Annotated in this window: 18 protein-coding genes, 1 pseudogene and 1 riboswitch; of the genes and pseudogenes, 11 read left to right on the forward strand and 8 right to left on the reverse strand. The window is 53.2% G+C overall.

What is annotated here, in order from left to right; translation table 11 throughout:
* Nucleotides 1-137 (reverse strand): cofactor assembly of complex C subunit B (locus tag R6U67_RS18670; RefSeq protein ID WP_410253958.1); only part of this gene is annotated, 137 nt, incomplete at its 3' end.
* 239 nt (nucleotides 138-376) lie between these two features.
* Here R6U67_RS18670 and R6U67_RS18675 point away from each other — a divergent pair.
* Entirely contained in the window at nucleotides 377-1324 is a 948-nt protein-coding gene (locus R6U67_RS18675) for a hypothetical protein (RefSeq protein ID WP_410253937.1), read from the forward strand.
* Nucleotides 1325-1423: 99 nt separating this feature from the next.
* On the opposite strand, the gene leuD is transcribed toward R6U67_RS18675, so the two are convergent.
* The 3 genes from leuD to R6U67_RS18690 form a co-directional block, all read right to left on the reverse strand.
* On the reverse strand, nucleotides 1424-2026 hold the full coding sequence (gene leuD, locus R6U67_RS18680; RefSeq protein ID WP_410253938.1) for a 3-isopropylmalate dehydratase small subunit: 603 nt from the start codon (nucleotides 2024-2026) through the stop codon (nucleotides 1424-1426).
* Nucleotides 2027-2167: 141 nt separating this feature from the next.
* Nucleotides 2168-3571 carry a 3-isopropylmalate dehydratase large subunit gene (leuC, locus tag R6U67_RS18685; RefSeq protein ID WP_410253939.1) on the reverse strand — a complete coding sequence of 468 codons (1404 nt, stop codon included), beginning with the start codon at nucleotides 3569-3571 and terminating at the stop codon, nucleotides 2168-2170.
* A 152-nt stretch (nucleotides 3572-3723) separates the two neighbouring features.
* Nucleotides 3724-5280 carry an NAD(P)H-quinone oxidoreductase subunit N gene (locus R6U67_RS18690; protein ID WP_410253940.1) on the reverse strand — a complete coding sequence of 519 codons (1557 nt, stop codon included), beginning with the start codon at nucleotides 5278-5280 and terminating at the stop codon, nucleotides 3724-3726.
* Between the two features lie 281 nt (nucleotides 5281-5561).
* Between R6U67_RS18690 and R6U67_RS18695 the strand changes: the two genes are divergently transcribed.
* The 4 genes from R6U67_RS18695 to R6U67_RS18710 all read left to right on the forward strand — a co-directional run bounded on the left by R6U67_RS18695 (nucleotide 5562) and on the right by R6U67_RS18710 (nucleotide 9978).
* Nucleotides 5562-7112: a WD40 repeat domain-containing protein gene (locus R6U67_RS18695; RefSeq protein ID WP_410253941.1), complete on the forward strand. Its 1551-nt coding sequence runs from the start codon at nucleotides 5562-5564 to the stop codon at nucleotides 7110-7112.
* Nucleotides 7113-7280: 168 nt separating this feature from the next.
* Nucleotides 7281-7589, forward strand: a complete 309-nt coding sequence (locus R6U67_RS18700) for an acylphosphatase (RefSeq protein ID WP_410253942.1) — start codon at nucleotides 7281-7283, stop codon at nucleotides 7587-7589.
* Between the two features lie 172 nt (nucleotides 7590-7761).
* Nucleotides 7762-9018: an FtsX-like permease family protein gene (locus R6U67_RS18705; protein ID WP_410253943.1), complete on the forward strand. Its 1257-nt coding sequence runs from the start codon at nucleotides 7762-7764 to the stop codon at nucleotides 9016-9018.
* A 189-nt stretch (nucleotides 9019-9207) separates the two neighbouring features.
* Complete coding sequence (locus tag R6U67_RS18710) at nucleotides 9208-9978, forward strand: ABC transporter ATP-binding protein (RefSeq protein ID WP_410253944.1); 771 nt, start codon at nucleotides 9208-9210, stop codon at nucleotides 9976-9978.
* A 19-nt stretch (nucleotides 9979-9997) separates the two neighbouring features.
* On the opposite strand, the gene cbiE is transcribed toward R6U67_RS18710, so the two are convergent.
* On the reverse strand, nucleotides 9998-11215 hold the full coding sequence (cbiE, locus tag R6U67_RS18715; protein WP_410253945.1) for a precorrin-6y C5,15-methyltransferase (decarboxylating) subunit CbiE: 1218 nt from the start codon (nucleotides 11213-11215) through the stop codon (nucleotides 9998-10000).
* Between the two features lie 55 nt (nucleotides 11216-11270).
* Nucleotides 11271-11420, forward strand: a riboswitch (cobalamin riboswitch).
* Nucleotides 11421-11465: 45 nt separating this feature from the next.
* Here cbiE and cobG point away from each other — a divergent pair.
* Genes cobG through cobI form a run of 3 tightly spaced genes read left to right on the forward strand, consistent with a single transcriptional unit; the run spans nucleotide 11466 to nucleotide 14286 of the window.
* On the forward strand, nucleotides 11466-12959 hold the full coding sequence (cobG, locus tag R6U67_RS18720) for a precorrin-3B synthase (RefSeq protein ID WP_410253946.1): 1494 nt from the start codon (nucleotides 11466-11468) through the stop codon (nucleotides 12957-12959).
* Nucleotides 12956-13585, forward strand: a complete 630-nt coding sequence (locus R6U67_RS18725) for a precorrin-8X methylmutase (protein WP_410253947.1) — start codon at nucleotides 12956-12958, stop codon at nucleotides 13583-13585. Before cobG ends, R6U67_RS18725 begins: the two co-directional genes overlap by 4 nt.
* Nucleotides 13582-14286, forward strand: a complete 705-nt coding sequence (gene cobI / locus R6U67_RS18730) for a precorrin-2 C(20)-methyltransferase (RefSeq protein WP_410253948.1) — start codon at nucleotides 13582-13584, stop codon at nucleotides 14284-14286. Before R6U67_RS18725 ends, cobI begins: the two co-directional genes overlap by 4 nt.
* Nucleotides 14287-14313: 27 nt before the next feature.
* Here the strand turns inward: cobI and R6U67_RS18735 are convergent.
* The 3 genes and pseudogenes from R6U67_RS18735 to R6U67_RS18745 form a co-directional block, all read right to left on the reverse strand.
* A pseudogene (locus tag R6U67_RS18735) lies at nucleotides 14314-14478 on the reverse strand (DUF2887 domain-containing protein); the annotation flags it as partial.
* A 12-nt stretch (nucleotides 14479-14490) separates the two neighbouring features.
* Entirely contained in the window at nucleotides 14491-14913 is a 423-nt protein-coding gene (locus tag R6U67_RS18740; protein ID WP_410253949.1) for a deoxyribodipyrimidine photo-lyase, read from the reverse strand.
* A gap of 87 nt (nucleotides 14914-15000) precedes the next feature.
* Entirely contained in the window at nucleotides 15001-17190 is a 2190-nt protein-coding gene (locus R6U67_RS18745) for a pentapeptide repeat-containing protein (protein WP_410253950.1), read from the reverse strand.
* A gap of 58 nt (nucleotides 17191-17248) precedes the next feature.
* Between R6U67_RS18745 and R6U67_RS18750 the strand changes: the two genes are divergently transcribed.
* From R6U67_RS18750 to R6U67_RS18760, 3 genes are all read left to right on the forward strand, one after another.
* Nucleotides 17249-18718, forward strand: coding sequence for a glycoside hydrolase family 13 protein (locus tag R6U67_RS18750; RefSeq protein ID WP_410253951.1), 1470 nt, complete (start codon nucleotides 17249-17251; stop codon nucleotides 18716-18718).
* A 279-nt stretch (nucleotides 18719-18997) separates the two neighbouring features.
* Nucleotides 18998-20647: a hypothetical protein gene (locus tag R6U67_RS18755; protein WP_410253952.1), complete on the forward strand. Its 1650-nt coding sequence runs from the start codon at nucleotides 18998-19000 to the stop codon at nucleotides 20645-20647.
* 250 nt (nucleotides 20648-20897) lie between these two features.
* Nucleotides 20898-22238, forward strand: a complete 1341-nt coding sequence (locus R6U67_RS18760; protein ID WP_410253953.1) for a hypothetical protein — start codon at nucleotides 20898-20900, stop codon at nucleotides 22236-22238.
* Nucleotides 22239-22256 lie beyond the last annotated feature (18 nt).

Raw genomic sequence — 22256 nt, forward strand, 5'->3', positions numbered from 1 at the left:
AGGGCCTCGGGAGGATGATTGCTCCCTAGGTGCAATACCTCAGTCCGATCCTTGACGGATGCACGAATGAAGAAGAACAGTCCCACCGCCATGAGGAACGTGGGGATGGCGATCGAGTTTAACGAGAGTGTATCCATTGGGGTTGACCTGAACTTTACATAATTTTACAGTTTGGCCGCCATCCCTGTCAGCCGATTCGGCCAATCGGGTTTGGGTGAACAAGGCCATACAATACAATGTAAGGTAAGGGTCTTCGTTACAACTCCCGACCGTGGGTCGGAGTCAGTATTCGGCTTGACCCCTTCTCGGTTCTCGGAGTGTCCCCAGGGTCATCCATAAACCACTCACCTGCATAACACCCATGGAGTTATCCGCCATGTCAACTCCCATTATCCTAGTCCAACCGACATTAGCCCAGGCTCCCCCGGAGACGGGAGCGGCTGACGGTTCCTCTCCTCCCATGATCTGGATGGGAGTTTCGGGGTTGCTGTTGGTGAGTGCGATCGCCGCCGGGGTGGCCTATAAAACCACGAAAGACAAACTCGGCAAAAAACTGCGTACCGAAGAGTTTAAAAACCGAGAACTTCACAAGAAATATAAACGGGCCATCGATACCATCAGCAAGATGGAGCGTAACCCCGACTTAATCCACTCGCGGGAGTTCAACCTCGACTATCTGCGGATGCGCATGGAAGAAGAAACCTTCCACTTTGGCATTGTCAACCAGATTAAGGTCAAGGTTAAAAGTAAAATTTCCGTGGCCCTGCGGCCAAGTGCTGAGAACCGAGGGACGGGACGACAGGTTAACGAAACCTTCGATGTAGAATACGAAACCGGGAGCGGGGCCAGCATCAAAAAACGAGTCCTGTTCCGGATTCAGATTAAACTCACCAAACTGCCGACGCAACCGACAAGCGCGACAATCAGCCAGATTATTGATTGTATTGAAACCTATCTCAGTCCGGCCGGAGATAATGATACCTGGCAACCGGCCCTACAGGGTCGTGTCGCCTATATTCACTGGGATCAGACCGCTAAACCCACCCCGTTACTGGTGCTTGAACAGAGTAATGAGGGGGTTAACGTAACCTTCCGCACCACCCGCAGCAATGCCGCCGGTGGCCCGCCGAGTAGTTCCCAGCCCAAGTCAGGGGCCGCCTCCGGGGCGCCACCCCGCACCCGTCCCACGACCACACGCCCGAGAACAAGCCGTCCTACAACCACGCGCCCGAAAACAAGCCGTCCCACAACGACACGGCCCAACCGGGGCAGTTCTGGTTCACCGAAAACTCGCCGCTCTAGTCGCACCACTCGACCCTCTTAGTTGACATAAGAAAGAGGACGATAGCAAATTGGTTAATCCTTATGAGATAAACCTTTTGCAGTTTTTAAACGTCCTCTTTTAACTGTCTGAATTGACTGTTTAACGGCAATGAGACCAGGTGAGATAGGGCAGTTGAGTGGCCGTTTGGCGCACCGCATCGATTTGCGTCACCAGTTGTCCACAACTGTCCCAGAGTCCGTCAAGGAAACTTTGGCGAGCGCCTTCGGGCATCGAAACCGTCAGGACCAGTTTATCGCCAGCGCGGACTTCCATACGGTCGAGATCGAGGGTTAGAGGGAGTTTGGGGCTGGCGGCGATCGCCGTTTGTAAGGCCTTGACATCATCCGGGGCGGCGGTGACACAGGGAACTCCCATCGCAACACAGTTTCCGAAGAAGATTTCAGCGAAACTTTCCCCGATTAAGCCTTGAATTCCCCAGCGTTGAATAGCTTGCGGGGCATGTTCACGACTCGAACCACAGCCAAAATTGGCATTGACGACTAAGAGACTCGCCCCCTGATAGGCGGCGATATCGAAGGGATGTTCGCCTTTCATTTGGCTGCGATCGTCCTCAAAGGCATGATCGCCGAGGCCGTCAAAGGTCACACAGCGCAGAAAGCGAGCGGGAATAATGCGATCGGTGTCGATATCATCTCCCGTTAACGGGATACCGCGTCCAGAAATTTGTTTAACTTGAGTCATGGTTTGGGGAAGGCAAAAGGCAAAAGGCAAAAGGCAAGAGGCAAGAGGCAAGAGGCAAGAGGGGGGAACCCACCCCTATCTCCACCTGGGAAGAGATAACCTGTGATCGCTCCTAGGGAATAGGGTTTGGGGGATTTCGGGTTAAATCCAGTCCCGGACATCGGCCACTGTGCCGTGGATGGCAGCAGCGACGACCATCGCTGGGCTCATTAAGAGGGTTCGCCCCGAGGATGAGCCTTGACGGCCTTTGAAATTGCGGTTGGAGGACGAGGCGCTGATCTGATCGCCTTGTAACTTGTCTGGGTTCATAGCCAAACACATTGAACAGCCAGCATTGCGCCATTCAAACCCAGCCTCAATGAAGACTTTATCTAAGCCTTCGGCTTCAGCTTGGCGTTTGACCTCCTCAGACCCGGGAACGACAAAGGCTTTAATTCCCTCGGCGACTTGACGGCCTTGGGCAAACTTGGCGGCTTCGCGTAGGTCACTTAAACGGCCGTTGGTGCAACTGCCGATAAAACAAACATCGACTTTTGTACCTTGGATGGGTTGTCCAGGGGACAGCTGCATGTACTGATAGGCTTCTTGGGCGATCGCGCGATCGCCCTGCGGCAAACTCTCCGGCATCGGAACCGACTCATCGACACCAATCCCCTGACCCGGAGTAATCCCCCAGGTAATCGTGGGTGGAATCTCCTGGGCCTCGAAGACGACCACATCATCGTACTCGGCATCGGCATCACTGCGAATCTCGTTCCACCAGCGTAGCGCTCGCTGCCAATCCTCCCCTTGTGGGGCAAACTCGCGCCCCTGAATATAGTCATAGGTGGTCTGATCGGGGTTGACATAGCCGCAGCGAGCGCCCCCTTCGATGGACATATTGCAAACGGTCATCCGTTCTTCCATCGTCATCTGCTCAAACGTCGTACCGGCATATTCATAGGCATAGCCGACTCCCCCTTTGACCCCGAGTTTGCGAATAATATGTAGAATCACATCCTTGGCATAGACCCCAGGACGCAGTTGGCCATTGACCTCAATACGACGTACCTTGAGTTTGTTCATCGCCAGAGTTTGCGAGGCGAGAACATCGCGAACCTGACTGGTGCCAATCCCAAAGGAAATCGCGCCAAAAGCGCCGTGGGTGGAGGTGTGGCTATCCCCACAGGCGATGGTCATTCCTGGCTGTGTCAGACCTTGTTCCGGGGCGATGACGTGAACAATGCCCTGACGACCGGACCCGACATTATTGAAGCGAATTCCATATTGCTTGCAGTTGTCCTCAAGAGCTTGAATCATCTCTTCGGCGAGGACATCGCTAAAGGGACGAGCCTGGTTTTCGGTGGGGACGATATGATCCACCGTGGCCAGGGTGCGTTCCGGGAAGGGGACCGTTAGATCCCGTTCCCGCAACATGGCGAACGCTTGAGGGCTGGTCACTTCATGAATTAGATGTAGCCCGATAAATAATTGTGTTTGTCCTGACGGCAACGTACCAACGCGGTGCGTTTGCCAGACTTTATCGAATAGTGTTCCCTTACTCATTACGGGCAGCGTTTTTGTGGTAGGCGTAGTCTCTAATTCTATCGCAAATCTCTACCGAATTGGCCCAAAAACCCCCCTGATATCTTGACAACATCAGGGGGGTAGATGTGAGGGAAAACTCGGAGTCTGATCCAGATTCGTTGCTGGATTCGTTAGAGATCCGGGGCGGCGATCGCCGCAGCCACGGTGGGCGTTTCAGCCGTTGCCGACTGAAGGACCGGGGAGTTGATGACCGCGTCATTCGCCAAGGTAAACAGAGGATTCGAGAGAATCCCGGCGACCGAGGTAAAGATTAACGCCACCACTAATCCCACCTGTAGAGGGCGCATTCCGGGCAAATTCCAGCGCACCTCGGGATAGGTTTGCACCACCTCGGACATTTCCTGGGGTTCTTTGACCACCATCATCTTGACGACGCGGATGTAGTAGTAAATCGAGACGACACTCGTGACGAGACCTAGCAGAACCAGGCCATAGAGTCCGGCTTGCCAGCCGGCCCAGAAAAGATAGATTTTGCCGAAGAAGCCGGCCAGAGGTGGAATACCCCCGAGGGACAATAGGCAAATGCTCAAGCCTAGGGTCAGTAGCGGATCTTTATGATAGAGACCGGCATAGTCACTAATGCGATCGCTTCGGGTCCGTAGGGAGAAGAGAATCACACAGGTGAAGGCTCCCAGGTTCATGAACAGGTAAACCATCAGATAGAACATCATACTGGCGTAGCCGGCATCGGTTCCTGCGAGAAGGCCAATGGTGACAAATCCCGCTTGAGCGATGGAGGAGTAAGCCAGCATCCGTTTCATGCTGGTTTGAGCTAGGGCGACGACGTTCCCGAGGACCATACTGAGGATGGCCAGGGCCGTAAAGACAAAGTGCCATTGCTCAGTCATCGAGCCAAAAGCGGTCACGAGCAAGCGGATGGCGATCGCAAAACCAGCGGCTTTCGAGCCAACGGAGAGAAAGGCCACGACAGGTGTCGGTGAGCCTTCATAGACATCAGGCGTCCATTGGTGGAAGGGAACCGCTGAGATTTTAAAGGCAATGCCGGTAATGATGAAGACCAGGGCGATGGCCAGGCCAATGGCTTGACTGTCGGGGCTATTGGCCACAGTGGTGGCAATTTCATCGAGTTGAGTTTGACCGCCTGAGAGGCCATACAGGAGAGACACTCCATAGAGAAAGACGGCGGAACTCGACGCACCAATCAACAAGTATTTTAGGGCCGCTTCATTGGAGCGGCTATCCCGTTTCATATAGCCCGTCAGTAGATAGGAGGAAATACTGAGGGTTTCGAGGGCGACAAACACGGTGACCAATTCATTGGCCCCGGCCAGAAACATCCCGCCTAGGGTCGCCGTCATGAGGATGGCTAAAAACTCAGCGAGAGAGGTGCCACTTTGTTCGACGTAGCGGACCGACATGAGAATCGTCACAGCCGTCGACAGGGCAATAATGCCCCGAAACACCAAACTGAGGGGATCACTATTGAAGGCACCGAGGAACCCGAATGGCATCGGGTTATCCCATTGCAGGACGAGGGCGGCTACCGCAGCCAACAGTCCCAAAATCCCTAAATAGGGTGTCCATTTGGCCGATTTTCGGCCGCTGATGAGATCAACAATGAGGACCAGGAGGAGGGTTGTCAGAACGATGCCCTCTGGCAAAATAGTCCCAGCATTCAACTGAGACGCAAGGTTGGCAACATCCATAGACGTTTAAGCTTAAGGTTTATTAACAGTATCGTCCCACATCGGCCCAAACGTGAACAGTCTGGACGGGGGATTGAGCATCTCTCGGCTAGAGATGTTGGGGGCCGACGTCCCGGTTGAGGAAGGCGACTCCCCGTTGATTGTATCTTAAGGAACAGTTAACGGGGAATCGGTCTGGAGCAGTGAGTCCCGGTTGAGGAGCCGTGGGGGGCAACATCCATGCCAAGATAATTCATGCCAACATATAGACTAATCCCTCACCTTCTTGATGGACTGCCCTCATGGACTGGACGATTCCCCTACATGTGCAACAACAGGACTTTATCACGCGCTTACAAGAACTCAAGCGTTGTCCGAATTCTTCACCAATTCTCAATCATGATTGTCCAGGGGTTTGGTCAGAACGGGTCAAGATTTATGGCGATCGCCTCTCGACGATTCGCGCTGACTGTCGCCAACGAATTGTAGAATCTGATCCCATTATTCCCGTCAGTGAGCTGTGGAAACAGTATCTATTAGAAGGATTAGCGGTGACAACGGTTAGCTTGATCTGGCCCTATCCCTTGCGGACGTCGGCCGCAGATCGCGACCACGATCGCGACCACGATCGCGACCACGACCACCATCACCATCACCATCAGTGTTATTGGCTTGAGGATGCTTCAGGGAAGCCAGAATCCTGGTTGCGGGTTCAGGTGATGGCGGTGACGGGGGAGACGATCGCCGAGGTGGTCCCACCCGTGAACCCAAACGAGAGTGATCTGGTGATTTGGGTTTGGATTCAAGAGTCTCTCGATGATGCGTATCAGGACTATCATCCAATTATTTTAGGATTTCTGCCGAGCGATCGCCTGCCGCCGCAAGATCGACTTAGTCTCGATCAGCTTTGGTATGGAGGAGGATTACGAGGCTATGTCGAGGCCAACAAATCGCGACAAATTCGCCAATCGGAAGCCTGGCTGCGTCCACTAATGGGAAGTTCCAATTGTGCTTACCCCTTAGCGATCGCCGCCGATGGCAAAACGGTGGCCAGTACCGGCTATGATGGCAGCCTCAAACTCTGGCGCTTCAGTGACACCCAACTCCAAGATGCCTTGGGCGGACGAACTTGGTCAACCGCCCCCTCGACGACGGGTTCAGCCGGACAAACCCTCTCGACGCGAGATGCCGATCGTATCTACCATTGTTGTCACTCTGGACAGGGTCAATTGTTGCGATCGCTGCCGGGCCTTCGCAGTGGGGTGACGGCTGTGCTACTCGATTTTCCCGGAGAACAACTCATTTGCGGGAGCCAGGGCGGTAAAATCGAGATTTGGCAGGTTGAAAGTGGCCAAAAACAACATTCATTTACGGCCCACGAGGGCGGAATCCGCTTTTTAGCCATTTCCGCCTCTGGAACCCTCTTTGCTAGTACAGGCAGCGATCGCCAGATTCGGGTTTGGCAATGGTGCGATCGGACCCTGACTCTCCTGTTTTCTCAGATCCGCGATGGCATTTCCAGCATTACCCTCTCCCCCGACGGGTCTCAAGTTGGCTGTGGCTTCCAGAATGGACAAATTGAAGTTTGGTCGGTGGCCAGCGGTGAAAGCTTTTATCGGCTTAAGGCCCATTCCGGTCCCGTGCGATCGCTGTCCCTGAGTGACGATGGCACCTCCCTGGCCAGCAGCAGTGTCGAACGCACCCTCAAACTTTGGAAAACTGACACTGGACATCTCGACGGTTTGCGCACGGGCCATGCCGATCCTCTGATTTCCGTCTCTCCCAATGCCGACGGCTGTTGGGTTGATGTCAGTTTATTTCAAGCGGATCCTCCGAGCTGGGCCGCCCGTTGAAATCGTCTGATTCAGACGCCTCGATAAGCCATTTGCGTACCATAGATTTAGCGATTTGTCAAGCCTAAATCCTGAGCGTGGATTGGCGATTTCTTCCTTCCGGGGCTAGATTTTTGGCCGAGCCGATTAGGCTAACGTAAGAAACGGACGTTACACCGAATTGCGCGAATGAAAAGTCATGACCCTGCCAACAACCGACCGACCACCGCCATCCGAGTCATGATTTCGGGACGAGTCCAAGGCGTTGGCTTTCGCTATTCAACCCAACAGCAGGCCCGACAACTCGGCGTATCCGGCTGGGTTCGCAACCGACGCAATGGAACCGTCGAAGCACTGTTTGAGGGCGATCCCGCCTTAGTGCAAAACGCCGTCGCCTGGTGTCATCAGGGGCCAGCCGCCGCCGAGGTTCAGACGGTCGAGACCTGCGGAGAACCTCCCCAACAGTTATCAGACTTTGAAATCCGGCCAACGGTTTAATTGCCGATCTGAGATTGAGCAATTTGTCAACCCCTGACTGTGCGACTTGTGAATCTTCCATTAGGCTAGAAGGAGAGGTGAAGAGTCAGCCGTATTGTCGGCCATACCCGGCTATACCGTCGACCCTCACCGATGTCCTGATTCACTTGTCATCACCGTCACTCTACCGTTCATGGCTTCCCTTGCCCGTAAGAACCTACTCGAAGACATTCCCCGCTTCCTCATCGCCCAAGCGGGAATTGTCTTTGCTGTCACCCTAGTTACCGTTCAAATTGGCATTTTTCGGGGTTTTCTCAAGTCAACCGCCTTAGTTCCCGAAGAATCCGACGCCGATATTTGGGTCTCTTCCGCCGAGATGGTGTATTTCGAGTTGACCCCCTCCCTTCCCGTGGAACTTCTGTTCCTGGCCCGAGAGGTCGAAGGAGTCGACCTAGCCGAACCCTTGCTGTTACCTCCAGGCCAGTGGAAGGGTCCGGGAGGCACAATTGCCCCATTACGACTAATTGGCTTTGACCCCGGCGGCGAACTGTTTTCTCCCTGGAATCTTACCCAGGGACATATCGCCGAGCTACAAACTCCTTATACGATTATCGCGGACGACTCCCAACTCGACGCCCTCAACTTGCAAGACCTTGGGGATCAAGGACTGATCAACTCCTTGCCGGCTACCCTGGTGGGCATCACCGAAGGAACCCAGTCCATTGCCTCAAGCGTATTTATTTTTACATCCCTTGAAACCGCCAACGCCTATGCTACTACCGGAATTGGTACATCCGTAAATTGTCAGGTTGATGGCGAGGGGAATATTAGATGTAACAACCGGTATGAGCGAGACCTCAGCTCGTCGTCTGAGTCCGTTGAGCCTCCTCCTACCCCGTCCCCTCTGAGACGCTCGGATGTGTTAACTCATATTCTGATTCGGGCCGAACGCGGAGAGGATTTACAGGAGTTGAAACAACGACTCAATGAGGCTCTTCCGGGTAGCCAAGCCTTGACTCGTCAGGAGTTAGCGCAACGGACGCGCAACTATTGGCAAAGCCGAACGGGGCTGGGTTTTGTGTTAGGCTTTGGGGCTGGACTCGGTGTGGTCGTTGGGATTGCCATTGTCGGACAGATTCTCTATTCTTCGGTATCCGATCGCCTGAAGGAGTTTGGCACCCTCAAGGCCATGGGAGCATCGGATTGGGTGCTGTATCGGGTCATTATCGAGCAAGCACTCTGGATGGCGGTTTTAGGCTATCTCCCGGGAATGGCGCTCTGTCTGGGCTTATCTCACTGGGTTAGCACTGGGATGGGGATCATTATCCTGATTACCCCAGCCTCAGCGGCCGGGATTTTTCTCCTGACGACGGTGATGTGTGTTGGATCTGGTTTTTTTGCAATTCAGAAAGTGACCCGAGTTGATCCGGCCATTGTCTTCAAAGCCTAGAGACCTTAAAGCTTAGAGACCTTAAAGCTTAGAGACCTTAAAGCTTAGACAAAATTTGGGCGCGATCGCTTGAACTCCTGAAAAAATCGGTTAATGATGGAGCTACTTTTCGTCGAGTCCGCTCATAACAGTCCCCTAGTCGCTCAGGGATATCTCACACCGTTGTGTTCTGCCTAGAAGCTTGTATTTATGATTGTCTCCCCTTTTAAACTCCCGGTGTCTACTCAGCGTTCGACTCAGGATCCCTGTTTACCTTCGCCTTCGGTCAGTCCCATTCCCAAAGGTCGGACGGCGGTGGCCGCCACGGATGTGGAAATGTCCTATCTGACCGGCCAGAAGCGGACTCAGATTCTCAAACAGGTCAATCTCACCATCGAGCGAGGCCAGGTTCGCTTACTCATGGGACCCTCGGGGTCAGGAAAAACGACCCTCTTGTCTATCCTAGCGGGCCTACTTGCCCCCACATCCGGGTCCGTTTGTCTTCTCGGTGAGAACATTACAGGAATGTCCCGGAAACAGTTGTCCCAGTTCCGCCTCAATCATTTAGGCTTTATTTTCCAAGGCTTTAATCTGTTTCCGGCCCTGACAGCGGCGGAAAATGTGGAAGTAGCTCTGAATCTACAGGGCATTCGTGGTCGCAATGCCCGCCAATCCGCCCAGGAGATGCTCGATCGCGTGGGCTTGGGGGATAAAGGTCAAAATCGTCCCCGAGACCTGTCTGGGGGGCAAAAACAGCGGGTGGCGATCGCCCGGGCCTTGGTGACGCGACCGGAGATTGTCATGGCCGATGAACCCACGGCGGCCTTGGACTCCAAGAGTGGCCATGCGGTGATGGAGTTGTTGCGGCGTTTGGCCATTGATGAGGATGTCACCGTGTTAATGGTTACCCATGATCCGCGCATTTTGGATGTTGCTGATTCCGTGACCTATCTTGAGGATGGGGAAATTCGCCAAAGATAGGCGCTTGAGACCCTGAAAATCAGGCTTTGAGGACTGACCATTGAGTGACCGGGGCCAACGCCGTCCAACTGAGAAATCGCCCGAGGGGTTTGGTTCGTTGAATGGCAATGCGAGTTAACGCGCCACCCCACTCCTGCTGGGCCTGGAACAGCCTCTGTTCACTCTCGACGGTGACGGCGTTGGCTACCAGACGACCCCCTGAGGGTAACGCCTGCCAACAGGTCTCTAACAGGTCTGGTGTTGTCAGTCCCCCACCAATAAAGATGGTGTTCGGTTCCGGTAAATCTTGCAAGGCCGCCGGGGCTGGCCCGCTGACAATCTCTAACTGAGGAACCCCTAAGGCGGCGGCGTTATCGGCCAAGTAGCCGACTCGTTGGGGATGCTGTTCGATGGCGATCGCCTGACAACGGCGATCGCTCCTAAGCCATTCAATACTAATCGAACCACACCCGGCCCCCACATCCCACAATCGTTGTCCCGGCTGCGGGGCCAGGCTAGAAAGGGTCACGGAACGGACTTCCCGTTTCGTCAGTTGTCCATCGTGATGATAGGCCTCATCCGGCAATCCTGGACCACAATGGTGAGAACTCTGGCCACAACAGTCAATGGCGATGGTGTTTAAGTCCGCTAACTCCCCTGGATTCCAGGTAGCGGCTTGGCCCTGAATCAGCCGTTCTTGGGCGCCGCCGAGTCGTTCTAGGACCGTCATCTGACTTTGGCCAAATCCCGCCTCGGTGAGTCGTTGGGCGACGAGAGTGGGGGTATGGCGATCGCCACTCAACAGCAACAAACGCACTCCTGGATAAAGATAGCCCAGTAACAAGTCCGCAGGTCGTCCACAGAGGCTGAGGGTATTCACATCCGCTAGGGGCCAACCCAGGCGGCTACAGGCGAGACTAAAAGCCGAAGGTGCGGGAATCAGGGTCATCTCCTCTAGGGGAACCTGACGCACTAGGGTGGCCCCAATTCCGTACCACATCGGGTCACCGGTGGCTAAGACACAGACTCGTTGGCCACGACGCTGGAGGATGGCGTCAATCGTCTCTTGTAGGGGTGACCCCCAAACGAGGTGTTCTCGGCGATCGCCCTCGTCTAAAAATCCCAAATGTCGCCGGCCCCCTACCAGAATTTGAGCCTGTTCCAAGAGCGATCGCGCCGCTGCACTGAGTCCAGCCTGGCCCTCCTCACCGATGCCAATGACCGATAACCATTTCTCCGTCATCCCTACGTGCCTCATGCCTCAATCCTAGTCGGGGCGAAAATTTTTTCGCCCCGACTAGCTGTACTGTCTCATGAAGGGGTCGTCCCATGCTACAGTGGTGAGATTGATTGTTGGGAAACTCCGGTCAGAGTCCGGGACTGTGCCGCAACTGTAATGGGGTGACTTCGCCGATTGTCTTGTACCCACAAGTCAGAACACCGACATCAATCCGGATCGAGTCCGGTCATTGTCGATTCTCTGCGTCGCACAGAGAAGGAAACTCATTGTGAATTGGATCATTGACGCAAATCCCTGTCCGGGGGTGTTTTATGGAACCCCGGCCCAAGATGGCTTTTTACTGCGGATTCGTACCCCCGGTGGGCAACTGACCCTGTCCCAAGGACGGGCCATCGCTCGTTGGATGGAGGCTTGGGGTTGCGATCGCCTGCAAGTGACAAATCGGGGCAATCTGCAACTGCGATCGCTCGGCCAGGCCCCCAGTCCCGAAATCTTTACAGAACTCAAAACCCTCGGTTTAGCGTCTCCTATCCCGCAAGTGGATCAGCTTCGTAACATCATGGCCAGCCCCACCGCCGGGATTGATCCCCAGGAACTCCTCGATACTCGTCCCTGGGTGCAAGCCTTAGATGAGTTTATCCAACAGCAGCGCCAGTTAGAGGCTCTGCCGGCTAAGTTTAGCATTGGTATCGATGGCGGTGGATCTGTGGCGATCGGCACTCGCTCGCCGCTCTCCTGGGAACATCGCTATAACGAGATTCAATTGTCCGTCGTCGCTTCTGATGGCGCAAATGATAGCGAAAATGATGGCGCAAACGAGGACTCGTCTGTTATGGTTCATCTGGCCTTAGGGGCCGGGAAACAACTCCATGACACTGGCCGCTTGATTCCCCCAGACAAAGTTGTGGAAGCCGTCGCCGCTCTGACTCAAGCCTATCTCGATTACCTCCGTCACGCCGAACCGTTGCCTAAGCCGGGGCGCAAACGGCGGATGACGCATCTTTTGGCCGATTGGGGGCTAGAACAGTATCTGGACCAAGCAACCCATTATCAACCTCAAGCCTTCCTCCGGGGGAAACCGCCGAGTCTAACCCCGAGTGCGGGTGCGGCTCACTTGGGTGTCCATCGTCAACGTCAACCGGGTTTCGCCTATATCGGCGTGGATTTGCCCTTGGGACAGTTGACGCTGGCTCAGGTTCAGGGACTTCTGGAGTTGGTCGCACAGGTTGGCTCAGGACCTTTGCGCTTAACCCCTTGGCAAAGCTTGATTGTGGCCAATATCCCTGAGACTCAGGTGGAGAGCGTGTTGCAGCAGTTACAGAAATTGGGGTTGTCGGGGGAGGTTCCGCCGTTGGCGATCGCCGCCTGTACGGGAAAACCGGGCTGTTCAGCCGCCACGACCGCCACGCAAACCGATGCGCGTCGTCTCCTGGCTGAACTCCCGCAACAGATTGGAGTAGAAACCCTAGAGACCCCCATTAACATCCATCTCACCGCCTGTCCCAAATCCTGCGCTCAACCCAGTCCAGCGGAGATCACCCTGTTGGGAACCGCTGACGAGACCTATCACCTGTATCTCGGCGATGGCCAGGATTCCTGGACATATGATCTCGGCTCTGTGGCGGTTGGAGATCTCTCGCTAGTACTCGGTCGGGTCTTAACACGCTATCAGCAGCACCGTCGAGCCTCCGAAGAATCGTTCACGGCTTGGGTCCGGCGATCGCAGCAAGCCGGGGTTCGGCTTCAGGAGTGGCAACGATGATCGACTATATCCGTGACGGCCAGGAAATTTATAAACAATCTTTTGCCACTATTCGCGCTGAGGCGGCGTTAGAGACGTTGCCCGCCGATTTGGCTCATGTTGCCGTTCGCTTGATTCACGCCTGTGGAATGACTGATATTGTGGCGGATTTGGCAGCATCTGAGGGGGCGGTGCAGGTCGGACGAGAGGCGTTGCGTCAGGGGGCGCCGATTTTGTGTGACTCGCAGATGGTGGCTCATGGGGTGACTCGCGCTCGGCTACCGGCGGAGAATCCGGTGATTTGTACCCTACGGGAGCCACGGGTTCCTGAGCTGGCCCAGGAGATTGGCAATACGCGATCGGCGGCGGCGTTAGAGTTATGGAAACCCCATTTATCGGGGTCAGTTGTGGTGATTGGCAATGCGCCGACGGCGTTGTTTTATCTGTTGGAATTGTTGGCGAGAGGGGTTGAGAAACCGGCGTTAATTTTAGGCTTTCCGGTGGGCTTTGTGGGGGCGGCTGAGTCGAAAGCAGAGCTGGCTCGGGGGGAGTTTGGGGTTCCGTTTATGACGTTACAGGGACGACGGGGTGGCAGTGCGATCGCCGCCGCTGCTGTGAATGCACTAGCTAAGGAGAATGAATTATGACCGAATTGGGACGACTCTATGGATTGGGAATTGGTCCTGGTGATCCAGAACTTTTAACGTTAAAAGCTCATCGAATTTTAACGTCGGTTCCAGTGATTGCTTACCCAACATTAGAAAATGGCAAGGCATTGGCTCGGGCAATTGTTGCCGATTTTATTCGCCCGGAACAGCATGAAATTCCCATGCCGTTGCCCTTTAGTGTGCGGCGATCGTCTCAACCCTATTATGATTTGGGCGCGGAAAAAATTGCCGAACAGTTAAGTTTGGGGCGAGATGTGGCGGTGTTATGTGAAGGGGAACCGATGCTGTATGGCAGTTTTATGTATCTGTTTCAACGACTGGCCCCCCGATTTCCTACTGAAGTCGTTCCAGGCATTTCTTCGACCTTTGCCAGTGCGGCTATGTTGGGGGTTCCGATTACCTTCCGCAATGATGTGTTGAGTATTATGCCGGCGACGTTGGAGGCTGACCAATTGCGCGATCGCCTTCAGGGAGTTGATGCCGCCGTTATTATTAAATTGGGGCGACATTTTGCTAAAGTTCGAGACATTTTAGAAGAATTGGGACTCTTAGAGCGATCGCTCTATATCGAGCGAGCCACTCAACCGACTCAGCGCATTATCCCCATCCGAGAACTCGACCCAGAAGAGGCGACCTACTGGGCCTTGATTCTCATTCCGAGTCAAACACAACCGAGTTAAGCCGAGGGGTGCTGACTCTCTGAGTCGGGGTTGATTGGGGTCGTCTCCTGTGGGGGTTAGGAGTCCATCAAGGCGGCGTTCTCGCTCTTTGAGGACTGGAGCGCTATAGTCGAAGTGACAGTCTGCTGGAACGCCTGGAACTAACTCAGCAATCAACTCCGGTTTTGTAAAGACATCGGGAAGCTGCTCAATCGTGAAGGGGAGCTAACTGGGGTGGTATAAGCTGGCTCCCCAATGGGTTTGGATGTGGGTTCCTAAGGGTTGTAAGGCGTGACGCAGTGCGTGTTCCACCTGTTGTTCTTCGCGGGTGACTTCGGCTTCAAAGCAAACTTGGTCAATGTTGAGGGTTTTGACGAGTTCGGGAATGATCTGTTTGGGGTTCCCGTGGCGAATGATTAAGTCACTTCCTCGCTGACGTAGATTCTCCCGTAAGTTGGCGACGGATTCCCGGAGAAATTGGCTACGATAGGCTCCGGTTTTGGGGAAGCCAAAGGCGGTTTTGCCAAAGTCTCGGGGGTCAAAACAGTATAGGGGAATGAGTTGGGAGTGGGATGTTTGAAGTTGTTGAAGATCACGGCGATCGCACAGTCGTAAGTTATGGCGATGCCAAATTAGAGTTCGTTGCATGGTGGGGGGTTCGATTGTCTCTCGTTTTGATGTTAGGTGAACTGGGTTTGGCTGAGTTTGGCTGAGTGATCGAGGTCTCGCTCTGAGTTAAAGATAGAGAAAGAGGTTTAAGCCGGGAATGGTTCGGGATAATGTCCAGAATAATAGACTAATGTATAAAATCCCGATTCCCCATTGATACCAGGCTAAGGCGGTGATTAAGCCGGGGATATGTTTGTCCCGCAAACGAATATCGTTAAAGCCAAATTTGAGTAAATTGTTGAGGCTGAAATCATAGTAATTGAGCCACCCCCAACGGCGATCGCTCAAAATGGGTTCAAAGCGATCGCGGAAGAAGGGAAACCTTGGCATAATCGGCAAACGACTAATCATTAACCGTAATTCCCGAAAGGCTCCATCTTCAACAAAATAGGAAACGTTCATTAAATCATGATAGCGTCCTTGTTGATAGATACGAAAGGTTAACAGACCGGGAACGGGAAACATCACAACTCCTAAACAGGTGAATGTGAGCCAAGGTTGTGGTGAACTTTGAAAGATAGAAATGATACCTAATAGTCCCAAAATCCCTGTTGTTATTCCCATGCAACTGATTTCAAACACTGTGGGTAAAATGGGTTGTGGGCGGTGGCGACGATAACGGTCGATGAGCCAAAATAGACAGCCAAAATAGGCGATCGCGATCGCACCTACACCCATCATCAAGGCAAAGCTCGTTCCATAGCGGCTTAATGCCAGTAATAGGGTAATAAATAGCAATTTGCTAGAGAGAGACAGTCGGCTTTTCCAGGTAGTTGGAGACGCTGCAATTAGGCGATCGCGAACTTGAGTGTAGGTATTAAGCGATACAGATTCTAGGCTCAATATCTCACTTAAGCTAGAAAATAACTGCTCTTGACGATGTTGTATAATTTCCGAAATTTGGGTTTGAGACAAGCCGATTTTTCGCAAGGTTTCCCGAGAGGCGGTATTGAGGTTACTCGCAAAGACTCGTTTAAATAAATCTCGCTGAACAAGCACAACTCGCTTATAGTTAACTTGATTAGCATCCTCAATTTGTTCCAATTCTCGAAAGTTACGGACTAGGTTAATTAATAGGTTTTCATTTCCTTGCAAGGTTGGAATCGATAAAACCTTGCCGATTTTACCGGGATTGCCAATGAGTTGAGCGTCACTGGCATCAAAGGTTAAGTTTGAAATATTAATATAGGCATCTGAGGTAAATTGAGCATCACTAAAATCGAGAAGTTTTTGAAAGCTAGCTTCCCGAAGATTGACGGCGTTAAGAAATTGGGCATCTCGGAAGCTGAAACGGTCAAGAATTAGAGCATTCGTTAGGTAAAGTGCTTGCACAAACTTGGTTTTAGCAAAATTGGCGCGACTATTCCACGTGGTTTGGGAGAAATCGGCAGTTTTAATAAATTTGCTGGCTTCAAAGTTGGCGAGAGTCTTAAATCGACTTTTGCGAAAATCCCCTGAACCTTCAAAGACTGCACCGGTGAAGTCGGTTTCTCCTGAAAACTGACTTTGCGTCCAACTTGAATCGGTGAAAAAAATACTGTTATGAAATGAAACTGAGTCAAGAAATTGGGCTTGATTAAAGTTGAAATTCTGGCTAAATCGAGATTCTAGTCCTCGCAATGACGTCTCAAAGACCGCCCCTTGTGCATCAACTCCACTTAAAAAAAATGTGTTACTCCAATCTACCTGATCAAAAAAGTGGGTTTTATTTAATTTGAGTTTGCCCCGAAAAATCCGCACTTGAAAATCACGGTGGGTGGAGGTTGGGGAGTTGGATAAAACCGTGATTGCGAGTTGTTGTAACTGAGAACGGCGGCGGCGATCGCGATCAAGCTGCTTCCGTTCGTCTTCAGACAATAATAACGAGAGCTGTTGTCCATATAAAGGGACATCTAAACTCAAGGGTTGAATCCTAAAAACTCCTTGAATTTGAGAACCACTTAAATCCAAGCCTGGAACCGGATAGGTCGTTTTCAGATGTTGTTGTAGTTGCTGATAAAAGTAGTCGACAAATGGCTCGCCGCTGTCGCGTTTATAACTGCGGCGTAAATCAATGTTGAAGTTTGTTAAATCAATAACCGCTGGTTCCCCATCGCGGTCAATGGCGTTGAGGCGTTCGCGTAAGATAGACTCGGTGAGCAATGGGGGGTCTATCCCCTCAGCCAGAACCGGGCCGGAGATCAACATCAATCCTGTGTAAATTAGTCCGATGAGGACGACAATCCAGGCGGGCGATCGCCCCAATGGGCGTGTCAAGATGGGACGATAGAAAGTATGCCGGTAAGATAGCCCTAGCAGATCGTATAAAAAACTCATGCAAGTACAAACCCCAGATTGGGTTAAGCACGCCGTATTCTACCAAATCTTCCCCGATCGCTTCGCCAAACGCGACGATTACCCCGAAAAGCTATCGACCAATCCCAACCAGTTTGAACCTTGGAGTGACCCCCCCACTCCCCAAGGCTATAAAGGAGGAAATCTCTGGGGTGTCATCGATCAGTTAGACTATCTCCAAGATTTGGGAATTACAGCGATTTATCTAACCCCTATTTTTCAATCAGCCTGTAACCATCGCTATCACACCCACGACTACTATCAAATTGACCCCATTTTAGGGGGAAATGACGCCTTCGCCGCCCTGCTCGATCGCGCCCATGAACGGGAGATAAAGGTCGTCATTGATGGTGTGTTCAACCATGCGAGTCGGGGCTTTTACTTCTTTAACGATATTCTCGAAAACGGCCCCCATTCTCCCTGGCTCGATTGGTTTCGCGTCGAAAAATGGCCCCTGAGCGCCTATGACGGCAATCTGCCAGCCAATTACGTCAGTTGGGTGGGCAATCGTGCCTTGCCCCAATTTAACCACGATAACCCCGATGTGCGTGAATATATCATGCAGGTGGGCGAACATTGGATTCGCCAAGGCATTGATGGTTGGCGCTTAGATGTTCCCTTTGAAGTCAAAACCCCTGGTTTCTGGGTCGAATTTCGCGATCGCATCAAAGCCCTTAACCCCGAGGCCTATATCGTGGGAGAAGTCTGGAAAGATGCGGGCCAATGGCTCGATGGAACCCAGTTTGATGCGGTGATGAACTACGAGTTTACGGGGCCGACAATCGCCTATGTGGCCGGCGATCGCGTGGTGCGAGAATTAGTCGAATTTCATGAGTATGACCCCTATCCCGCCCTCAACGCCGAGGAGTATGGGCAGAAAATCCAGGATCTCTTGGATCTCTATCCCTGGGAGATTCAACTGGCTCAACTCAATCTTCTCGATAGCCACGATACCCCGCGTATGCTGACCCTGGCCAGCGAAGATATCCCCAGTTTCAAGCTGGCGGCCCTGCTGAAGATGACCTTTCCCGGCGCTCCCTGTATTTACTATGGCGATGAAGTCGGCTTAAACGGCGGTCATGATCCCGATTGTCGTAAAACCTTTCCTGATTCTCAACAGTGGAATCAAGATGTCTATCAAATGTATCGTCAACTGATCGCCTTGCGCCATCAATATCGGGCCTTACGAACCGGCCATTATGAGATCTTGTTGGCTCAAGAGAGTCTCTATGCTTTCCTACGGAATCTCCCTGGGGCTGACGATGTGATCGTAGCCGTCAATGCGGGAGATGAACCGGAGCAACTGAGGCTAGAAACCCTATCTCCAACGGTTAAGGGCCTAGAGTTAAAGTATGGAGACTTGTTGACGGCCAAGAGTCTCCGTAGTGACGGAACCCTAATCTCGTTTGAGTTACCGCCTCGTTCGGGCTGTATCTTAGCGAGTCGCTGACAGAGACAAGCCACGGAAACAGGGAATGGGAGAACCTTCCCTGTTTCGTCGTGAAGTCGAAGAGCGAGTCGTCTGGTGTCTCGTCTGATGTCTCGTCTGATGTCTCGTCTGAATGTCTGAGCAAGAATTTCTCAGCGAGGGGATTGTACCGATTTCCCTATCGGTTCTCTGTAAAATTGCTAGACTACCAACATTCATGATCCAGGTGACGGCTCCGGCTTGAGAGGAGCTTCGTCAGCCTGGGCATTTTGAGTTAATTTTTGGTCAACGATTACCTGTATGTCTGAGGCGTCCCAACTTCACTCCACCCCGGCTCACCCTAGAACAGGGCAGTCGACTCCCCGGCAACGGCTGCAACAGACCCTGCTCCAGCCGAACCTGTTGGCGATCGCCATTTCTGTTGGCCTCCATGGGGCCGTGGCGGCCTCTCTACCGTTTATTGGCTTGAACCAAGAGCCTGAGGGCGATCGCCTCCTCGATAGCAATGTCGTCGAACTCACCTCAGAAGAACTGGCCCAATTCGCTCCCTCTGCAACTCAGGAGTTTGGGGCCGGGGCCTCGGGGTTTGACGTTGAGGAAAATTTGCGATCGACTCGTCCTCCCTCGCTCTCGAATCGTTCGACTTTTCCGCCTCCCCCACCAGCGGATGATTCACCAGCCAGCCGCGATTCGATTCAAGATCGTTGGACAAGTTGGGAAGAGCAGTTTACTCCCTCAGCGACCCCTCCGCCGATGAGTCAGAGTTACGAGAGTTATACCCACCGTAATCCCGGGACCTCGTCTCAAGACTATTCATCGCCAGAGTATGAGGATCTCTGGGAACAGTATCAACAGCAATGGGAAGACATCCAACGCGATCGCAGCTATCCCACTTCCCCCCCCAATGAGAGCCAGCCTGACAGCAGCACAGCACCCAACCAACAAGACCTCTTAGAGGAGAAAAAAGACCGCTCTTCTCCCGAATCCCCGCCCTCTGAGTCCGAGGGGGAAACAGAACGAGCCGGCCTCCCCACCAGTGGAGACGGCTACCGCCCGGGTATGGCCCTAGTGGGTGAGTACCATGCTTGGCTCGAGCAGGTTTACGAAGCCAATCCTAGCCTCGAAGACAATACCAGTGTTGGGAGTCAACGAGATCCCCAAGTGATTGAGGGGACCTTACCGCCACAACCGGCCTATGAGCGTTTCCTAGGCCAGTCATTTTATGTCGGGGTTTTGGTCGCCCCCGATGGAAGCGTCGATCAGCTCAGTCCCTTACCCGAGCGTCCTGATTTGCTCTTACAGCCGCTTCTCGAAAACGTTTTTAGCAACACCACATTTCCCGAACAGGACCAGTACCGAGCCTATTGGTTCCAGGTTAACTTTACTCCCGAAGCTCAGGCGATCGACCCCGACTCCTCAGACCCCGACTCCTCAGAACCTGAGCCATCCAAGCCTGAACCAGACCCCATCCGTCTCGGACCCGAGCAGGCCTTAGCCTATGTCAGCCCCCTAGAGCTGGGTGAAACAGCTCAGGAGCGGTGGCTAACCTGGCTCGACACTTGGCTGGATGATTCAGATCTGTCCCTAAGCCTGCCACAAGAACCGTCGATCTTCCTAAAACGGGAACTTCCCTCATCACGACTAGCTGAACCGCAACGAGTGGTTTTTGCCATTACCCAGGATCAGGCGGGGAACCTCCTCGGAGCCAGTCCCTATCCCCTCCAAGTCACGGGTGATGAGGAGTTAGATCAATATGCCCGTCAGAGCCTGATCGAAGCCGTAGCAGAGCGAAACTTGGACTCATTAGCCCCAGGCCAAGTTCTGGCGGAGGTAATCGTTGTGGATTTAATTCCCACAGAGGGGTCAGCCGATGCGGTCAAAAAATCTCCACCAGGCGTGAATGAAACCCCAGAACCGTCCTCACCCCTGCCTGAAGTCAAAAAACGATAATTTTGCCAAAATCCCCAGTTCCCTAACCTTCTCTGCGCCAACAGACCCAGCAAAGAGGGCGATCATCAAGGTACGCCCCTACGTCTATTTTCTCCTGGGATGGGCCGGGGTGGGTTCTCCCCGATGGCTAGCTTGCCTTCTCCCCTCTGTTCCCAGCTCCGGTGTTCCCTGTTCTCTTCTCCCCCCCGATTCAAAAATTTGATACACTAGAGATAGTGCCATTGTACGACTCTATCGGGGTTGACGCCTTATGCCTCTTCAACATCTGCCCAACTCCATCCATCGTGTTCGTGCAAAACTGCGAACCCTCACGAACCCCTCAATTTGGCTATCAATTTTAGGGGTGGTGTTGATTCTAGGTGTCGCCTGGGAATATGTGGACCGTCATGGAGTCCGGAAACTGGCTGAGGAATTTTCCCTGGATGCGTTGAATGGTTCGGACAATGATGATGCTTCAAACTGGGAGGGGGAAGTCTCGGGCGAAGAAGCTCGCGTGGCAGCCGATATTGATAGTTCGGACGTATTACAACAAATTATTTCACAGCAGGGAACTCCGAGTCCGCTACCGACGGAGAACCCTAACGCGGACCGCCAGGAAAATATCGATCGCATCCTAGAAATCCTAGCTAATCCTGAACCGGATCTCTCCTCAGAGTCGAACAATGGTAACAGCGACGAGTCTCAGGAGACGGCGTCGGCTCAGTCGAATCCGTTTCTACAAGGGTTAGGGTTAGAGGAGAGTGACGATGAGGCGTCGTCGTCACAAGGTTCTAGCCCCGAAAGGGCAAATAATGGCTTCTTTAATGGGTTTTTCGCCCCGAACCAGCCAGAGGAGGGAACGGCGGCGGCCCCGTCATCTCCGCAGTTAACGCCCCTAGAAATGGGGTTCCAACAGTTGGCCAATCCGCGAACGGGGTCTCTGGGCCTGATGCAGCCTCTCTCTGAGTCTCCAGAAGAGGCGTCTGAGTTTGAGCAACAACAACGGGCGGCGGCTGAGGGTCGTGCTGAAGAGACGTCTGAGGCTGAGTCTGCTGATGGCCGAGCCACGTCGGCGGACACTCTGCCCGCCTTTGCGATGCCGGTTCCTCCGGCCGCTGGGCAGTTCTCTCCGTCGGATTCTGATGTTTCGACCTTTACGGGGTATCCCTATAATCCCAATGCTGTAACGGGTGCGACGCCTCAGACGGGGGCGGGAACCCCCTCTGGTTCCTCGGCGGGAGACTTTAATCCGGGTATTTCAGGGAATCCGAGTAATGGTTATCGCCGTCCCACGTATGGGAACCCGGCTTCGCCACAAACGGGTATGCAAAATGGAAGTTTGGGCAATCCTGGAGCGATTGGCGGCTATGATGCCAATCCGTCGGCTAATCCCTATCAGGAAACGCCGGGTGATGTGTTGAACCCCAATGGTGCGGTCTTTCGGGGTCCGGTTCCTGATACGGGAACGGGGTATCCTGATGGCTCGATGAATGCCACGCCTGAGAGCCAGGAGAGTTTACGGAATCAACCACCTGAGCCGTTCTCGGTCCCCCGGACGCCGCCGGGCCGGGCGATTGGCGGTGGACGGATTAATACGTTTGCCAATCCTTAGTTAGGGTGTTAGTTATGG

Origin of the sequence: Sodalinema sp., from assembly GCF_046483825.1 — a bacterium.
In the GTDB taxonomy this organism is placed as follows: domain Bacteria; phylum Cyanobacteriota; class Cyanobacteriia; order Cyanobacteriales; family Geitlerinemataceae; genus Sodalinema.

What these genes read in the sequence shown, in the direction of transcription:
- R6U67_RS18675 (WP_410253937.1), top strand. Translation starts at nt 377, where the DNA reads ATGTCAACTCCCATTATCCTAGTCCAACCGACATTAGCCCAGGCTCCC.
- leuD (WP_410253938.1), bottom strand. Translation starts at nt 2,026, where the DNA reads ATGACTCAAGTTAAACAAATTTCTGGACGCGGTATCCCGTTAACGGGA.
- leuC (WP_410253939.1), bottom strand. Translation starts at nt 3,571, where the DNA reads ATGAGTAAGGGAACACTATTCGATAAAGTCTGGCAAACGCACCGCGTT.
- R6U67_RS18690 (WP_410253940.1), bottom strand. Translation starts at nt 5,280, where the DNA reads ATGGATGTTGCCAACCTTGCGTCTCAGTTGAATGCTGGGACTATTTTG.
- R6U67_RS18695 (WP_410253941.1), top strand. Translation starts at nt 5,562, where the DNA reads ATGGACTGGACGATTCCCCTACATGTGCAACAACAGGACTTTATCACG.
- R6U67_RS18700 (WP_410253942.1), top strand. Translation starts at nt 7,281, where the DNA reads ATGAAAAGTCATGACCCTGCCAACAACCGACCGACCACCGCCATCCGA.
- R6U67_RS18705 (WP_410253943.1), top strand. Translation starts at nt 7,762, where the DNA reads ATGGCTTCCCTTGCCCGTAAGAACCTACTCGAAGACATTCCCCGCTTC.
- R6U67_RS18710 (WP_410253944.1), top strand. Translation starts at nt 9,208, where the DNA reads ATGATTGTCTCCCCTTTTAAACTCCCGGTGTCTACTCAGCGTTCGACT.
- cbiE (WP_410253945.1), bottom strand. Translation starts at nt 11,215, where the DNA reads ATGAGGCACGTAGGGATGACGGAGAAATGGTTATCGGTCATTGGCATC.
- R6U67_RS18725 (WP_410253947.1), top strand. Translation starts at nt 12,956, where the DNA reads ATGATCGACTATATCCGTGACGGCCAGGAAATTTATAAACAATCTTTT.
- cobI (WP_410253948.1), top strand. Translation starts at nt 13,582, where the DNA reads ATGACCGAATTGGGACGACTCTATGGATTGGGAATTGGTCCTGGTGAT.
- R6U67_RS18740 (WP_410253949.1), bottom strand. Translation starts at nt 14,913, where the DNA reads ATGCAACGAACTCTAATTTGGCATCGCCATAACTTACGACTGTGCGAT.
- R6U67_RS18750 (WP_410253951.1), top strand. Translation starts at nt 17,249, where the DNA reads ATGCAAGTACAAACCCCAGATTGGGTTAAGCACGCCGTATTCTACCAA.
- R6U67_RS18755 (WP_410253952.1), top strand. Translation starts at nt 18,998, where the DNA reads ATGTCTGAGGCGTCCCAACTTCACTCCACCCCGGCTCACCCTAGAACA.
- R6U67_RS18760 (WP_410253953.1), top strand. Translation starts at nt 20,898, where the DNA reads ATGCCTCTTCAACATCTGCCCAACTCCATCCATCGTGTTCGTGCAAAA.